Origin of the sequence: Streptomyces sp. NPDC050263 (assembly GCF_040655955.1) — a bacterium.
In the GTDB taxonomy this organism is placed as follows: domain Bacteria; phylum Actinomycetota; class Actinomycetes; order Streptomycetales; family Streptomycetaceae; genus Streptomyces.
Window position 1 is genome coordinate 1 of sequence record NZ_JBFAKW010000116.1, and the last position, 14,743, is coordinate 14,743.

The window sequence follows — 14,743 nt, forward strand, 5'->3', positions numbered from 1 at the left end:
GTAGCTCCGCTACGAGGACTCTCGCCCGGCACACCGAGAGCACGCACCGAACGCCGCTCCTTCTCCCACGGAGATCCATCAGAAGCCCCCTAGGCATCACTCCGCGGCCCAGATGACGGCGTCGAACGTGGCCTTGGAGCCCTCGGCGGGGAGCGAGACCAGCCTGAGGCGGGCGACGTTCCCCTCGCTGGTGCGCACGCACACCACCATGCCCTCGGTGAGCGGATGGCCGTCGACTCCCTCCGCGTCGACGGTGTTCGCGCAGTCCTGGTAGCCGGGCAGGGCGGCGTCGGCCGGCCAGAGCGAGAGCACGGTGGACCCCAGGCCTCTGATCGAGTAGTCGCGCCAGCCCCTGATCTCAAGGTCGCCCGCCTGGTACTTGCGGGTGACGGGCTGTTCGCCGTCCAGTTCCTTGCTCTGCGAGTCGAACACCAGCGTGCCGTGCCAGCGCTCGCTTCCCGCCGAGGACGGGGCGGGAGTCGGCGTGGCCGTCGGGGGCGGCGCGGACGAGGACGGGGAGGCCGGGGGCGGCGTCGATCCGGGGGCCTCGGCGGAGGGCGTCGTCGGCGTGGTGGGCGCGGCGGCCCCGCCTCCGTCGTCGTCCCCGGAAGAGAGCAGGAGGGGCACTCCGACGCCGACCAGGGCGGCGAGCAGGACGCCCACGGCGCCGATCCACGCCGCCTGGTTGCCTCTCGCGAACCAGCCCCCGTCGCGCGTGCCCGCGTCGGCTCGATCCTCGGCCACGGTACCCAGCCCCCCACTGTCGTACCTGCGCGCTCGTTTCGTACTGCTGTTGTCACCGCGCCGGGCGTCGGCGAAACCCGGGCCGGGCCGGGGCGTGGGTCGAGGCGTGAGCCGGGGTCTCGGCCTCGGTTCCGCCTTGCTTCCCCTTGGGCGGGGCCACTCTGCTGAGCAGGTCGAATGACGTTTGAGCGTGCCGGAAGGGTCGTCGTGAAGGCCCGAAACGGTTCTCCACAACACCCCGTCGGGAAAGTTCGTGAAGTTCTTCACAAGGAATTCGGTCCTGTCGGAGGACGTAGGCGTTCCTGTTGACCCTTCCGGGGCCCCGACACCCGTGTGAACGTGTTCAAAAGAGGCGCGCGCGGACGTATCGCGGGGGTCCTGGGGAGGTGCGTCGCGGGGCCCTCACGGGGGCCTTTCGAACCCGGAGAGGCAGCTCACGCGGCATTGACAACGCCATGCCCTGCACACCGGTTCCCGTTCCGCACCATGACGTGGATCACGCGAGCCGCGGAGGATAGCACACACCCTCGGGAAGCTTGTGAAGGGGCGCACGAGCGACCCCCCTGGAGCGGGTGGATACTCGATGGCATGAGCACCACGGAGCGTCCCAGGATCCTCGTAGTAGGCGGTGGGTACGTAGGCCTGTACGCAGCTCGGCGCATTCTCAAGAAGATGCGCTACGGCGAGGCGACCGTCACGGTCGTCGACCCCCGGTCGTACATGACCTACCAGCCCTTCCTCCCCGAAACCGCCGCCGGCAACATCTCCCCGCGCCATGTCGTCGTCCCGCTGCGACGCGTGCTGCCCAAGGCGGAGGTCCTCACCGGCCGGGTCACCACCATCGACCAGGACCGCAAGGTCGCCACGATCGCCCCGCTGGTCGGCGAGGCGTACGAGCTGCCCTTCGACTACCTGGTGATCGCGCTCGGCGCGGTCTCGCGCACCTTCCCGATCCCCGGCCTCGCCGAGCAGGGCATCGGAATGAAGGGCGTCGAGGAGGCCATCGGCCTGCGCAACCACGTCCTCGAGCAGCTCGACAAGGCCGACTCCACGACCGACGAGGAGATCCGCCGCAAGGCGCTCACCTTCGTCTTCATCGGCGGCGGCTTCGCCGGTGCGGAGACCATCGGTGAGGTCGAGGACCTGGCCCGCGACGCGGCCAAGTACTACAAGACGGTGTCCCGCGAGGACATGCGCTTCATCCTCGTCGACGCCGCCGACAAGATCCTTCCCGAGGTCGGCCCCAAGCTCGGCCAGTACGGCAAGGAGCACCTGGAGAGCCGCGGTGTGGAGATCTACCTCTCCACCTCGATGGACTCGTGCGTCGACGGCCACGTCGTGCTGAAGAACGGCCTCGAGGTCGACTCCAACACGCTCGTCTGGACGGCCGGCGTCAAGCCGAACCCGGTCCTGAGCCGCTACGGCCTGCCGCTGGGCCCGCGTGGTCACGTCGACACCGCCCCCACCCTCCAGGTCCAGGGCACCGACTACATCTGGGCCGCCGGCGACAACGCCCAGGTCCCCGACGTCGCCGCCCGCAAGGCCGGCGTCGAGAACGCCTGGTGCCCGCCGAACGCGCAGCACGCGCTCCGGCAGGCCAAGGTCCTCGGCGACAACGTGATCTCCGGTATGCGGGGCTTCCCGCAGAAGGACTACGAGCACGCCAACAAGGGCGCGGTGGCGGGCCTCGGCCTCCACAAGGGCGTCGCCATGATCGTCATGGGCAAGGTGAAGATCAAGGTCAAGGGCCGGCTGGCGTGGTACATGCACCGTGGCTACCACGGCATGGCCATGCCGACGTGGAACCGCAAGATCCGCGTCCTCGCCGACTGGACGCTCGGTATGTTCCTCAAGCGCGAGGTCGTGGCGCTGGGTGCGCTGGAGTCCCCGCGCGAGGAGTTCTACGAGGCCGCCAAGCCGGCGCCGGTCGCCGCGAAGCCGGCCGCCGAGAAGACCGAGACCGAGAAGGCCAAGGCTTCTTGACCCGCGGTCGCTGAAGCACCCTGCTGAACAGCTGAACACCCCCGAAGGGGCCTCCCGCCATCCGTGGTGCGGGCGGCCCCTTCGGCGTCGGCGGGCCCTTCGGCGTCGGCGGGCCCAGGGCGACGCGTGTTGTGTGCATGTATTTTGCCGTGTCGTGACGGGCGCGCGGGACTGGACTCCGTGGCCTTCCGTGTTTACGTGTGGTGACAGGACATTCCGGGATCACCATCACGGAGGTGTGCATCATGGCTGACGCCGCGCCGCGGCTCCATGCCCTCGTCGAACAGTTGCTGGGAGCCCCGCTCCCGGTGCGCGTCCGCGCCTGGGACGGTTCGCAGGCCGGTCCGCCCGACGCGCCGACCCTGGTCGTACGCAACCGAAGAGGCCTGCGCCGGTTCCTCTTCAAGCCCGGCGAACTGGGACTCGCCCGTGCCTGGGTGGCCGGCGACCTGGAGATCGAGGGGGACCTGTACGCGGCCCTCGACCTCGTCTCCGGCCTCGTCTGGGAGCGCGGGGAGGACGCTCGTACGCTCGCCCAGGCGGTGCGCGACCCAGAGGTCCGGGCGGCTGTCCGGGGACTGCTGAAGCTCGCCGGACCCCCGTTGCCGCCCGCACCACCCCGCGAGGAGGTCCGGCGCCACGGCCATCTCCACACCCGCCGCACCGACCGGCGCGCCATCAGCCACCACTACGACGTCGGCAACGACTTTTACGAACTCGTCCTCGGCCCGTCCATGGTCTACTCGTGCGCCTACTGGGAGTCCGCGGACGGCACCCTCGAACTCGCCCAGCGCGACAAGCTCGAACTCGTCTGCCGCAAACTGGACCTGGCCCCCGGACGCCGGCTGCTGGACGTCGGCTGCGGCTGGGGCTCCCTGGCGATCCACGCGGCCCGCGAGCACGGCGCGGACGTCGTCGGGATCACCCTCTCCCAGGAGCAGGCGGCGTACGCCCGCAAGCGCGTCGCCGAAGCCGGGCTCACCGACAAGATCGAGATCCGCGTCCAGGACTACCGGGACGTCACCGACGAGCCCTACGACGCGATCGCCTCCATCGGCATGGCCGAACACGTCGGCTCCGCGAAGTACCTGGAGTACGCGCAGGTCCTGTTCGCGCTCCTGAAGCCGGGCGGCCGGCTGCTCAACCACCAGATCGCCCGCCGTCCGCACCACGACGAGTCCGCGTACGACCTGGACTCGTTCATCGACGCCTACGTCTTCCCGGACGGCGAACTCGCCCCTGTGGGCACCACGGTCAGCCACCTGGAACGGGCCGGCTTCGAGGTCCGTGACGTCGAGTCGATCCGGGAGCACTACGCCCTGACCCTGCGCCGCTGGGTCGCCCGCCTGGAGGCCGACTGGCGGCGGGCCGTCCAGCTCGCCGGCCCCGGCCGCGCCCGGGTCTGGCGGCTCTACATGGCCGCCTCCGCCCTCGCCTTCGAACACAACCGCATCGGCGTCAACCAGGTCCTGGCGGTCCGCACCCCGGAGTCGGGCGACTCCACGATGCCCCTGCGCTCCCGCACCTGGAACTGACCGCACCTGGAACTGACCGCACCGGAACTGACGGAACGGCACAAGTGAAGGGGCCCCGCCGCAGCGTGCGACGGGGCCCCGACCGATCCGTGGCTACTCCGACTTGATCGCCGCCAGCATGTTCAGACGGGACGCGCGCCGGGCCGGCCACAGGGCCGCCAGGATGCCCACCGCGGCGGCGAGCGCCAGGAAGAGCAGCATCCGGCCCCAGGGCAGGACGAGTTCGTACGTGGCCATCTTGGTGCCGATCAGCTCACCGGCCGCCCAGCCGAAGAACACGCCCAGGCCGATGCCGAGCACCCCGCCGAAGAGCGAGATCACCAGCGACTCCAGACGGATCATCCGTTTGACCGAACGCCGGTCCAGGCCGATGGCCCGCAGCATGCCGATCTCCTGGGAGCGCTCGAAGACGGACATCGCGAGGGTGTTGATGACACCGAGGACGGCGACGATCACGGCCATCGCGAGCAGCCCGTAGAGCATGTTCAGCAGCAGGGTGAACATCTTGGCGATCTCGTTGGAGAGGTCCTGCTTGCTCTGCACCTTGATGGCAGGGTTCGCGCCCAGGGCCTTCTCCAGCCGGTCCTTCGTGCCGTCCGAGGCGCCGCCGGACGTCTTGACCATGACCTGCATGTCGGCCGGGTCCGCCAGGTGCGGGGTGAGGGCCGAGTTGTCGATGAGGATGCCCTCGATCAGCTCGTTGCCCGTGTAGACGCCGGAGACCGTCAGCTGCTGCTTCTTGCCGTCCTCGTAGTTCGCCGTGAACGTCGAACCGGCCTTCCAGCCGTGGGCCTTGGCGAGGGCGTCGTCGACGACGACCTGCGAGCCGGCCACCTTGAAGGCGCCGTCGTCGACCTTGAGGTCCGTCAGCTCGCCGATGGTGGAGCCGGTGACGCCGGTGAGGTACTCGGTCGTGCCGTCGATGCGGGCGGGCCCGTTGCGCATCGGGCTGGTGGCGGTCACCCCGCCGGTGACCTTCAGCTTCTCGTCGATGTCCGCGGAGAGCTCGCTGCCGTTCGCCATCGACACGATGTAGTCGGCCTTGATCGCGGAGGACGCCATCTTGTCGATGGCCTGCTGGAGGCTGCCCGCCATCACCGTCATACCGGTGATCAGGGTCAGGCCGATCATCAGCGCGGAGGCCGTGGCCGCCGTGCGGCGCGGGTTGCGCACCGAGTTCTGCCGGGCCAGCTTGCCGGACACCCCGAAGATCCGCAGAACGGGCGCGGAGGCCGCGATCAGCGGGCGGGACAGCAGCGGGGTCAGGATGAACACGCCGATGATGAGCAGGACCGCGCCGACGCCCATGGGCTCCTGGCCGTCGGAGCCGTCCATCGTCGTCGCGGCCAGGACCACGGCGATGCCCGCCCCGGAGAACAGCGCGCCCAGCGTGTTGCGCAGCACCAGCGACTTGGTCGTCGCGGCGGCGTGCACGCTGCTCATCGCGGCGACCGGCGGGATCTTCGCGGCCCGGCGTCCGGGCAGCCAGGCCGCCAGCATGGTGATGACGACGCCGACGACCAGGGCGGCGGCGACCGTGCCGGACGACACGACGAGCGGACCGTCGGGGACGGTCGCCCCCAGCGTCCCCAGCAGCGAGCGCAGTCCCGCGCCGATCCCGATGCCGGCGACCAGCCCGGTCACCCCGGCGACCGTGCCGACGACGAACGCCTCGATCAGCACCGACCGCGTGACCTGCCGCCGCGAGGCGCCGACGGCCCGCATCAGCGCGAGCTCCTTGGTGCGCTGGGCGACCAGCATGGTGAAGGTGTTGGCGATGATGAAGGTGCCGACGAACAGCGCGATGCCGGCGAAGACCAGCAGCCCCGACTTCAGCCCGCTCATCGAGGCGGCGATCGTCACCGCCTGTTCGTCGGCGAGCTGCTTGCCGGTGACGGTCGCGACCTTGCCCTTCGGCAGCGCGGCGTCCAACGCGGACCGCAGCGCGCTCTGCGAGGTGCCGGCCGCGGCCTGCACGTCGATCTCGTCGTACGTGCCGACCTTGCCGAACAGGGTCTGCGCGGTCGGCGTGTCGAACAGGGCGAGGCTGCCGCCCGCGGCGACGTTGCCGTCGTCCGTGGTGAAGACGCCGGTGATCTTCGGGGTGAGGACGGGGCCGTCGACGGAGAGCCGCACGGTGTCGCCGACCTTGTACCCGCCCCGCTCGGCCGTCTTCGCGTCGATGACGACCTCGCCCGTGCCGCGCGGCGCGTGCCCGGAGACGAGCGGGTACCGGGCGTCCTTCTCGCCCCAGTAGTTGCCGCCCTGCGACTGGAAGCCGCCGCCGATGAGCTTGCCGTCCTTGTCGGCGATGGCGGTGAAGCCGCTGACCACGCCGATCGCGGACGCGGCGCCCGGGACCTTCGCGCTCTGCTCCACCATGGACTGGGTCAGCTCGGGAGTCTTGACGACGCGATCGCCGACGTCCGGCTGGTACCCGGCGGTGACGGCGACGTCGACGTGGTCGAAGCCCTTGGCGGAGCTGTTCTGGAGGGCGCCCGAGAGGGTGTTGGTGAAGACCAGGGTCCCCGACACGAAGGCCACGCCGAGCATCACGGCGAGCACGGTCATCAGGAGCCGGGCCTTGTGCGCGAGCACATTGCGCAAGGCGGTACGGAACATGTGTTTTTTCTCAGTCCTGAATCGAAGTCCTGCAGCGATTCGTGTCGGGGGTCAGCTGGTGCGGCCCTTGGCGTCGAACTGCTTCATCCGGTCGAGGACCGAGTCGGCCGTGGGGCCGTACACCTCGTCGACGATCCGGCCGTCCGCGAGGAACACCACCCGGTCCGCGTACGCCGCCGCCACCGGGTCGTGGGTCACCATGACCACCGTCTGGCCCAGCTCCCGCACGGAGTTGCGCAGGAAGCCCAGCACCTCGGCGCCCGAGCGCGAGTCGAGGTTTCCGGTCGGCTCGTCGCCGAAGATGATGTCCGGCCGGGAGGCCAGGGCGCGGGCGACGGCCACGCGCTGCTGCTGACCTCCGGAGAGCTGCGAGGGCCGGTGGCCGAGCCGGTCGGCGAGCCCCACCATCCGGATGACGTTTTCCAGCCACTGTTTGTCCGGCTTCCGGCCCGCGATGTCCATCGGGAGCGTGATGTTCTCGATCGCCGTGAGCGTCGGCAGCAGGTTGAACGCCTGGAAGATGAAGCCGATCTTGTCCCGGCGCAACTTGGTGAGCTGCCGGTCCTTCAGCGAGCCGAGCTCGGTGTCGCCGATGCGCACCGAGCCGGAGGAGAAGCTGTCGAGTCCGGCGACGCAGTGCATCAGGGTGGACTTGCCTGAGCCGGAGGGGCCCATGATCGCGGTGAACTCGGCCTGCTTGAAGTCGACCGAGACCCGGTCGAGGGCGACCACCTGGGTCTCGCCCTGTCCGTAGATCTTAGACAGGTCCGTGGCACGTGCGGCCACGGCGGTGGTCCGGTCGGCGAGCGGGGTGGTCGTCACGGAAACGTGCTCCTGTCGGGACGGCGGTGTGCTGACGGCGATGTGCTCAGGGCTGTGTGTCTCTTGGAGACGTGAACCATCGTCCCGGCCGTCGGACGCCGTGTAGTCAGTCGCTGTTCCGGTTCTGAAGGCAGACTCGAGGCGGACGGAGTGCCGCCCTGTCATACCTGGGGATGACCCCGACCCCTGAGAGACGATTCGTCAAGAACCGGTGGAGCACCCTCGTTCGTACGGTGAAATTCCGTCATTCCGCATACGCAAGCGGTTGCCGCGCGCCAGGCTACTGGCAAGTGCAGATGGCTAGTTCCAGGTGCTGATGCACCCTCAGGCGTCAATAAAATAAGACAACATCGGTCTGCTGTTCTGCTGTTCGAGGGACGGATCCCGATAGGGTCGGAAGCTCAAGCGGAGCCCATCGGCCTGCCCAGATGGTGGAATGCAGACACGGCGAGCTTAAACCTCGCTGCCCCTTCGCGGGCGTGCCGGTTCAAGTCCGGCTCTGGGCACTTCCGACTTCTCGGCGATCGCCCGCATCCCTCATCGAGGCGTTGACACCGACTGAGTGCGGGCGCACACTCGCGTCCGAAGGCAGTGAAGGAAACTTCACTGTGCGAACAAGGTCACTGTGCGAACAACGTCTGAAGGGAACGCCCGATGCGCACCACTGTCGGCATCGTCGGCGCCGGCCCCGCCGGCCTCCTCCTCGCCCGTCTGCTCCACGACGCCGGTATCGACTCCGTCGTGCTGGAGAGCCGCGACCGGGCCTACGTCGAGCAGCGGCAGCGCGCCGGGATCCTGGAGCAGGGCACGGTGGACGTGCTGCGCGCGGCCGGCGCCGGGGGGCGCATGGACCGCGAGGGGCTGCGCCACGACGGCATCGAGCTGCGGTACGACAGGAAGCGCCACCGCGTCGACTTCCCCGACCTCACCGGCGGCCGGTCGGTGATGGTCTACGCCCAGACGGAGGTGTGCAAGGACCTCATCGCCCTCCAGCTGAAGGAGGGCGGCCCGCTGCTCTTCGAGGCGGAGGCCCTGGCCGTCGAGGACGCCGACACCGACCGCCCGCGCGTCCGCTTCCGCCACGGGGGCGTCGAGGACGTCCTGGAGTGCGACTACGTCGTCGGCTGCGACGGCTTCTGGGGGGTCTCGCGGAAGGCGGTCCCGGCCGAGCTGACCCGCGTCTTCGAGCGGACGTACCCCTTCGGCTGGCTCGGCATCCTCGCCGACGTGCCGCCCTCGCACGACGAGCTCGTCTACGCCCGCCACGACCGCGGCTTCGCGCTGCTGTCGATGCGCTCCCCGTCCGTCTCCCGGCTCTATCTCCAGGTGCCCGACGGCACCGACGCCGAGGCCTGGGCCGACGACGAGATCTGGGACGAGCTGGAGCGCCGCTTCGAGACGGACGACGACTGGCGGCTGGAGCGCGGGCGGATCACCCAGAAGTCGGTCACCCCGATGCGCTCCTACGTCCACGAGCCGATGCGGCACGGCCGGCTCTTCCTCGCGGGTGACGCCGCCCACATCGTGCCGCCGACGGGCGCCAAGGGGCTGAACCTCGCCGTCGGGGACGTCGTCACCTTCGCCCGGGCGCTGACGCACCGGCGGGAGACGGGCTCGGCCGAGCTCCTCGACGCCTACTCCGAGACCTGTCTGCGGCGCGTGTGGCAGGCCGAGCGGTTCTCCTACGACATGACGACCCTCCTGCACCCCGCCCCCGACGCCACCCCCTTCGAGAGCCGCCTGCAGCTCGCCCGCCTGGAGCGGATCGCCTCCTCCCGTGCCGCCGAGACCGATCTGGCAGAGGGGTACACCGGGTTCCCGTTCGGGTGATCGAACGGGACGGCTGTTCGATCACTGTGCGGTTCCGGCCGTGTTCCGGCTCGGTCATGAATGAACCCCTCTCGTGTGGGGAATCACGTCGCCGCGTAGCGTGTTGCGCAGCAGCAAGGGGGAAAGATCCTCCTCAAGCACTAGGGTCAATCCTTTGCCTACCTATTACCCTTGAGCCCAAGGCCGCGCAGTGTGGCCACGGAGGAGCGAAATGGAGAGCAGAAACCCGGTCTTCTCGCGACGGGGGTTCAGCCGCGACAACGGCTACGCGGGCTTCAACGCCGCGCCGCAGGCCGGGGGACCCGCAGTCGGCACGCAGCAGGGCAACCCGTACGCCCAGCCGGTCGGCAACCCGTACGCGCAGAACCCCTACGCCCAGCAGGGCCTGCAGCAGGGCGCCCCGCCGCAGGCCCCGGCCACCACCGGCCGGATGACCATGGACGACGTCGTCGCGCGGACCGCGACCACGCTCGGCACCGTGGTCCTCACGGCGGTGCTGTCCTGGCTGCTGCTGCCGGTCGACGCGAACAACATCAACAAGTCGTACGGCATCGCCGTCGGCGCCGGTCTGATCGCGTTCGTGCTGGCCATGGTCCAGTCGTTCAAGCGTCGCCCGGCCCCCGCGCTGATCCTGTCGTACGCCGCCTTCGAGGGCGTCTTCCTCGGCGTGATCTCCAGCGCGGTGTCCACCTACATCGGGGACGGCGTCGTCGCGCAGGCCGTGCTGGGCACCATGGCGGTCTTCGCCGGTGTCCTCGTGGCCTACAAGGCGGGCTGGATCCGCGTCAACCGCCGCTTCTACGGCTTCGTGATGGCGGCCGCGCTCGGCTTCGTCCTGCTGATGGTCGTGAACCTGCTGTTCACGGTCTTCGGCGGCGGTGACGGCCTCGGCTTCCGCAGCGGTCCGCTCGGCATCGTGTTCGGTGTCATCGGCATCCTGCTCGGCGCGTGCTTCCTCGCCCTGGACTTCAAGCAGGTCGAGGACGGCGTGGCCTACGGCGCCCCGCGCGAGGAGGCCTGGCTCGCCGCCTTCGGCCTCACGATGACGCTGGTGTGGATCTACATGGAGTTCCTGCGACTCCTGTCGATCCTGAACAGCGACTGAGTCGCCGAGCGACCGGCGGCACGTCGCCGGAGCACGACAGCGAGGAGGGCCCCGGGATTCCGATCCCGGGGCCCTTTCCGTGCCAGGGCGGCGCAGCCGGGGTGCTCCGGCTGCGCCGCCCTGGGGCAGGAAGCGAAGCTGAGGCTCGCCGCGTAAGCCGTGGGAGCCGCCGCCCCGGGCCGGTCCGGTGCGGTCGCCCGCAGGCGCAACAGGTCGGGCCAGCCGTCGCCGCGCAGCACACCCTGATGGATCCGGCAGAGCTCCGCCGAGGGCTCGATGCCGATCTGATCGATGAAACGCTCCCGGGTCCGCAGATAGGCGTCCGCCGCTTCCACTCGGCGTCCGGCCGCCGCCAGGGCCGGCAGCAACAGGGTCACGAGGCGTTCCCGCAGGGGGTGGACGATCACCAGGCCGAGCAGCTCCGGCAGCACCTCGTACGCGGCGCCGTCCCACAGGCTCGCCTCGATCGCCAGCTCCGCCGCCTGAAGGCGCAGTTCGCCCAGGCGGGTGGCCTCCGCCTCCAGCTCGATGACCGACCGGACGTCGGCCAGTGCCTCGCTGCCCCGCCACAGGGCCAGCGCCGACCGCAGGGTCCGTACGGACGTCGAGGCGTGACCGAGGGCCAGCTGGCGCCGTCCCTCACCCATCAGCTGCTCGAAGAGGGCGGCGTCGATCTCGTCGTCGCCGACCTCCATGCGGTAACCGACGGCGGGGCTGTGGGAGATCCATCGGCGATCATTCCCCAGGACGGCGCGCAGTTTCATGACGTGAGAACCGGCGCGAGCCGGTCCTGGCGCCATCAGATCGACAGCGGGTCGGGCAACTGCAAAAAGTTCGACCACAACTTCGGCGAGGGGCGCACCGTGATCTTCCGCGCCTGCAACGACACGCCGTACCTGCCGGACCCGTGCAGCGCCTGGCGGACCGGCGTCGCCTGATCCCCCGCCGTTCACGCCACGTGGGATCCCTCCCGGACATCCCGGGACGGATCCCACGTGTGTGTGCGCGGTGCCGCTGTCACGGCGGCGCTCCCCCGGAGCGGCGGGCGGATCGAAGAAGCCGCTGTGTCAGAGCAGCTTGCGCGCGGCCCTCCTCAGGTCGTACTCATGGATGATCGCCTTGGCGTGGCCGTACGCGAGGTTGTGCTCGGCGCGCAGCCAGCTGACCTTCTCCTCGAAGCGGAGAGCGGGGCCTTCGTCGACGGTGCGCAGCCAGTCGGCGACTTCACGACCGGTGCAGTGTGGGATACGGGCCAGTATGTTGCGGTGGGTCTCCTCGGAGAGGACATGGGACATCGGCGCCTCCGGTAGCAAAGGGGATGTAGGCCGGTCCTTCAGGTCACGGTGCCTGAGTGTTCGCCCGTTGGCAACAGTCCGGGTGCGACGCGTAGTCTCGCGGCGTGGTTGATACGACGCCTCTCACCCAAGCCGTGGATCACTTCGCCGACCGGTTGCGGGCCGCTCCGCAGAGTCGGCTCCAGCGCGGCGGCGCGGCTGAGGCCCTCGAACTGGCCCGGGAGTTGGTGCGCCGGGCGCAGCGGATCGAGGACCCGTCGCGGGAGCCCCGGGAGATGCCGGACGCGGGCATGTTCGCCGCCGCGGACCAGATCACGGTCGCCGTGCACGACTTGGCCCTCGTGCTCACGGACGAGGGCCAGCTGGCAGAGGCTCTGGAATTGGTGGCGCAGGCGCAGAAGCGTGCGGCGGTGTGACTCGGTGACCCCTACAGGCTCGCTATGACCCGGTCCGCCAGGATGTAGACGTTGTCGGCGCCGCACTGGAACGTCAGGGTGTAGGCGCCCGAGATGCCCGAGCCGCCCAGCAGGAACGGGGTTTCGCCGGCGGTGAGGGCCGCGGCGAGGCGTTCGGCCGTCTCGCGGTGGCCCGGGGTCATGCAGAGCGTGGTGCCGTCGGCGAAGACGTAGACGTCGAGTGTGCCGAGCGGGCCCGGGCGGACGTCGGTCAGTTCGATCTGGGACGCGGCCAGTTCCTCGAGGGTGGCCACCGTGCGCTCGTGGTCGTTCACGACCGGTGACTGTACGGGCACGAAGTCCGGGTGCGACGGGTGGCGGCGGCGGGCCGCGGCGAGTTCCGGGGACTCCCCGGCGAAGTCGTCGGTGTCCACGCCCGGCTCGGTCACCGGCTCAAGGGGCTCCAGGCCCACGAAATCGGTCTGCCGGGGCAGGAACAGCTCGCTGTCCGGCAGGCCCAGCAGGGAGGGGGCGTCGGAGGCGTCACGGGCCTCCTGGGCGGCCCAGAAGGCGCGCGCCTCGGCCAGCTCCCGCTCCCGCTCCTCCGCGAGCGCCTCGGCCACCGCGGCGCGTATCTCAGCCGCGTCGGCCGTGGTGCGGGCGGCCGGGACGAAGCCGCGCAGTTCCGCGGCGGCGTCCTCGGCGCTCCTGGCGAGCTGGGAATGCAGGGCGGCGACCTGCCGGCGCAGCTGCAAGAGGGTGCGCAGGACGGCGACGCCCACGGCGCCCGTGGCGGCCGTGGTGACCAGCAAGGCGATCGGCATGGCGCTCACTGACGTACTCCCGGTTCAAAGTCGACCCCCGACTTCCTACATCAGCTTGAAGGGTGGACTATCCAACTGTCAGTGCGTAACGTCACGAAACGGACAGGAACTTGGTCCTTGTGTTTGGTGCCGAAAGACGCTGAGCTGCGTAAATCCCTCCGGGGAGGGAGATAGGTCACATCCTGGGGGAGATTGGATCACAGAACGGCCCGGAGTCCAGGCGCTTTGCGGACTCCGGGCCGAATCGTCACGGCAGGTGCTGAAACGGTTACGCAGAGGCCGTGTTCAGCTCAGTCGCTCGATGACCATCGCCATGCCCTGGCCGCCGCCGACGCACATCGTCTCCAGACCGAACTGCTTGTCGTGGAACTGGAGGGAATTGATCAGGGTGCCGGTGATGCGGGCGCCGGTCATGCCGAAGGGGTGGCCGACGGCGATGGCGCCGCCGTTCACGTTCAGCTTCTCCAGCGGGATGTTCAGGTCGCGGTAGGACGGGATCACCTGCGCGGCGAACGCCTCGTTGATCTCGACCAGGTCGATGTCGTCGATGGTGAGGCCGGCCCGGCGCAGCGCCTGGTTGCTCGCCTCGACCGGGCCGAGGCCCATGATCTCGGGGGAGAGGCCGGAGACGCCGGTGGACACGATGCGGGCGAGCGGGGTCAGGCCGAGCTCGCGGGCCTTGGTGTCGCTCATGATGACGACCGCGGCGGCGCCGTCGTTCAGCGGGCAGCAGTTGCCGGCGGTGACGAGCCCGTCCGGGCGGAACACCGGCTTCAGGCCCGCGACGCCCTCCATGGTGACGCCGGCGCGCGGACCGTCGTCCTTGCTGACGACCGTGCCGTCGGGGGTCGTGACCGGGGTGATCTCGCGCTCCCAGAAGCCGTTCTTGATGGCTTCCTCGGCGAGGTTCTGGGAGCGGACGCCGAACTCGTCCATGTCCTGGCGGGTGATGCCCTTGGCGCGGGCCAGGTTCTCCGCGGTCTGCCCCATCGCGATGTACGGGTCGGGGACCAGCCCGTCCTCACGCGGGTCGTGCCACGTCGTCCCCTCCTGCGCGGCGACGGCGGCGGTGCGGGCCTGCGCCTCGGCGAACCGGGGGTTCATGGTGTCCGGGAGGCCGTCGGAGCTGCCCTTGCCGAACCGGGAGACCATCTCGACGCCGGCCGAGATGAAGACGTCGCCCTCGCCTGCCTTGATGGCGTGCAGGGCCATGCGGGAGGTCTGGAGCGAGGAGGAGCAGTAACGGGTGACCGTGCAGCCCGGCAGGTGGTCCATGCCCATCTGCACGGCGACGATCCGGCCGAGGTTGTAGCCCTGCTCGCCGCCGGGGAGACCGCAGCCGAGCATCAGGTCGTCGATGTCCTTCGGGTCCAGCTCGGGGACCTTGGCGAGCGCCGCCTGGACGATGGTCGCGGTCAGGTCGTCCGGGCGCAGGTCCTTGAGGGAACCCTTGCCGGCGCGGCCGATGGGCGAACGGGCGGTCGAGACGATGACTGCTTCGGGCATGACGGCTCCATTGGCGTGGGTGCGGACGGGCAGGGCTGTGTGGGAAGTTACCTGCACGTATGAGCCCGGTCACGGGTATCGC

At 69.9% G+C, this 14,743-nt stretch carries 13 protein-coding genes and 1 tRNA gene; 7 read left to right on the forward strand and 7 right to left on the reverse strand.

Annotated elements, in window-relative coordinates; translation table 11 throughout:
- Positions 1-96: 96 nt before the first annotated feature.
- On the reverse strand, positions 97-744 hold the full coding sequence (locus AB0J04_RS35725) for a hypothetical protein (RefSeq protein ID WP_363172770.1): 648 nt from the start codon (positions 742-744) through the stop codon (positions 97-99).
- A gap of 588 nt (positions 745-1,332) precedes the next feature.
- On the opposite strand from AB0J04_RS35725, the gene AB0J04_RS35730 reads away from it, so the two are divergent.
- Positions 1,333-2,727 (forward strand): NAD(P)/FAD-dependent oxidoreductase, encoded by a 1,395-nt coding sequence (locus AB0J04_RS35730; RefSeq protein ID WP_363172771.1) that lies wholly within the window; start codon positions 1,333-1,335, stop codon positions 2,725-2,727.
- 245 nt (positions 2,728-2,972) lie between these two features.
- On the forward strand, positions 2,973-4,262 hold the full coding sequence (locus AB0J04_RS35735) for a cyclopropane-fatty-acyl-phospholipid synthase family protein (protein WP_363172772.1): 1,290 nt from the start codon (positions 2,973-2,975) through the stop codon (positions 4,260-4,262).
- Positions 4,263-4,355: 93 nt separating this feature from the next.
- Here the strand turns inward: AB0J04_RS35735 and AB0J04_RS35740 are convergent, their stop codons facing one another.
- Positions 4,356-6,884: an ABC transporter permease gene (locus tag AB0J04_RS35740; RefSeq protein ID WP_363172773.1), complete on the reverse strand. Its 2,529-nt coding sequence runs from the start codon at positions 6,882-6,884 to the stop codon at positions 4,356-4,358.
- 51 nt (positions 6,885-6,935) lie between these two features.
- Positions 6,936-7,706, reverse strand: coding sequence for an ABC transporter ATP-binding protein (locus AB0J04_RS35745; protein ID WP_363172774.1), 771 nt, complete (start codon positions 7,704-7,706; stop codon positions 6,936-6,938).
- A 422-nt stretch (positions 7,707-8,128) separates the two neighbouring features.
- On the opposite strand from AB0J04_RS35745, the gene AB0J04_RS35750 reads away from it, so the two are divergent.
- From AB0J04_RS35750 to AB0J04_RS35760, 3 genes are all read left to right on the forward strand, one after another.
- Positions 8,129-8,212: transfer RNA gene (locus AB0J04_RS35750), tRNA-Leu, on the forward strand.
- A 148-nt stretch (positions 8,213-8,360) separates the two neighbouring features.
- Entirely contained in the window at positions 8,361-9,536 is a 1,176-nt protein-coding gene (locus AB0J04_RS35755; RefSeq protein ID WP_363172775.1) for a 4-hydroxybenzoate 3-monooxygenase, read from the forward strand.
- Between the two features lie 211 nt (positions 9,537-9,747).
- Positions 9,748-10,641: a Bax inhibitor-1/YccA family protein gene (locus AB0J04_RS35760; RefSeq protein WP_363172776.1), complete on the forward strand. Its 894-nt coding sequence runs from the start codon at positions 9,748-9,750 to the stop codon at positions 10,639-10,641.
- Here AB0J04_RS35760 and AB0J04_RS35765 read toward each other — a convergent pair.
- Positions 10,596-11,405 (reverse strand): AfsR/SARP family transcriptional regulator, encoded by an 810-nt coding sequence (locus AB0J04_RS35765; RefSeq protein WP_363172777.1) that lies wholly within the window; start codon positions 11,403-11,405, stop codon positions 10,596-10,598. The genes AB0J04_RS35760 and AB0J04_RS35765 overlap by 46 nt on opposite strands.
- Positions 11,406-11,408: 3 nt before the next feature.
- On the opposite strand from AB0J04_RS35765, the gene AB0J04_RS35770 reads away from it, so the two are divergent.
- A complete protein-coding gene (locus AB0J04_RS35770) occupies positions 11,409-11,579 on the forward strand; it encodes a hypothetical protein (protein ID WP_363172778.1) in 171 nt (56 codons plus the stop codon).
- A 129-nt stretch (positions 11,580-11,708) separates the two neighbouring features.
- Here AB0J04_RS35770 and AB0J04_RS35775 read toward each other — a convergent pair whose 3' ends face one another.
- Entirely contained in the window at positions 11,709-11,936 is a 228-nt protein-coding gene (locus AB0J04_RS35775; RefSeq protein ID WP_020128488.1) for a DUF4287 domain-containing protein, read from the reverse strand.
- Positions 11,937-12,040: 104 nt separating this feature from the next.
- On the opposite strand from AB0J04_RS35775, the gene AB0J04_RS35780 reads away from it, so the two are divergent.
- Entirely contained in the window at positions 12,041-12,352 is a 312-nt protein-coding gene (locus tag AB0J04_RS35780) for a hypothetical protein (RefSeq protein ID WP_363172779.1), read from the forward strand.
- A gap of 11 nt (positions 12,353-12,363) precedes the next feature.
- On the opposite strand, the gene AB0J04_RS35785 is transcribed toward AB0J04_RS35780, so the two are convergent.
- Together AB0J04_RS35785 and AB0J04_RS35790 are read right to left on the reverse strand one after the other, a co-directional pair.
- On the reverse strand, positions 12,364-13,164 hold the full coding sequence (locus tag AB0J04_RS35785) for a hypothetical protein (RefSeq protein WP_363172780.1): 801 nt from the start codon (positions 13,162-13,164) through the stop codon (positions 12,364-12,366).
- Positions 13,165-13,440: 276 nt separating this feature from the next.
- On the reverse strand, positions 13,441-14,661 hold the full coding sequence (locus AB0J04_RS35790) for an acetyl-CoA C-acetyltransferase (RefSeq protein ID WP_363172781.1): 1,221 nt from the start codon (positions 14,659-14,661) through the stop codon (positions 13,441-13,443).
- Positions 14,662-14,743: the final 82 nt, after the last annotated feature.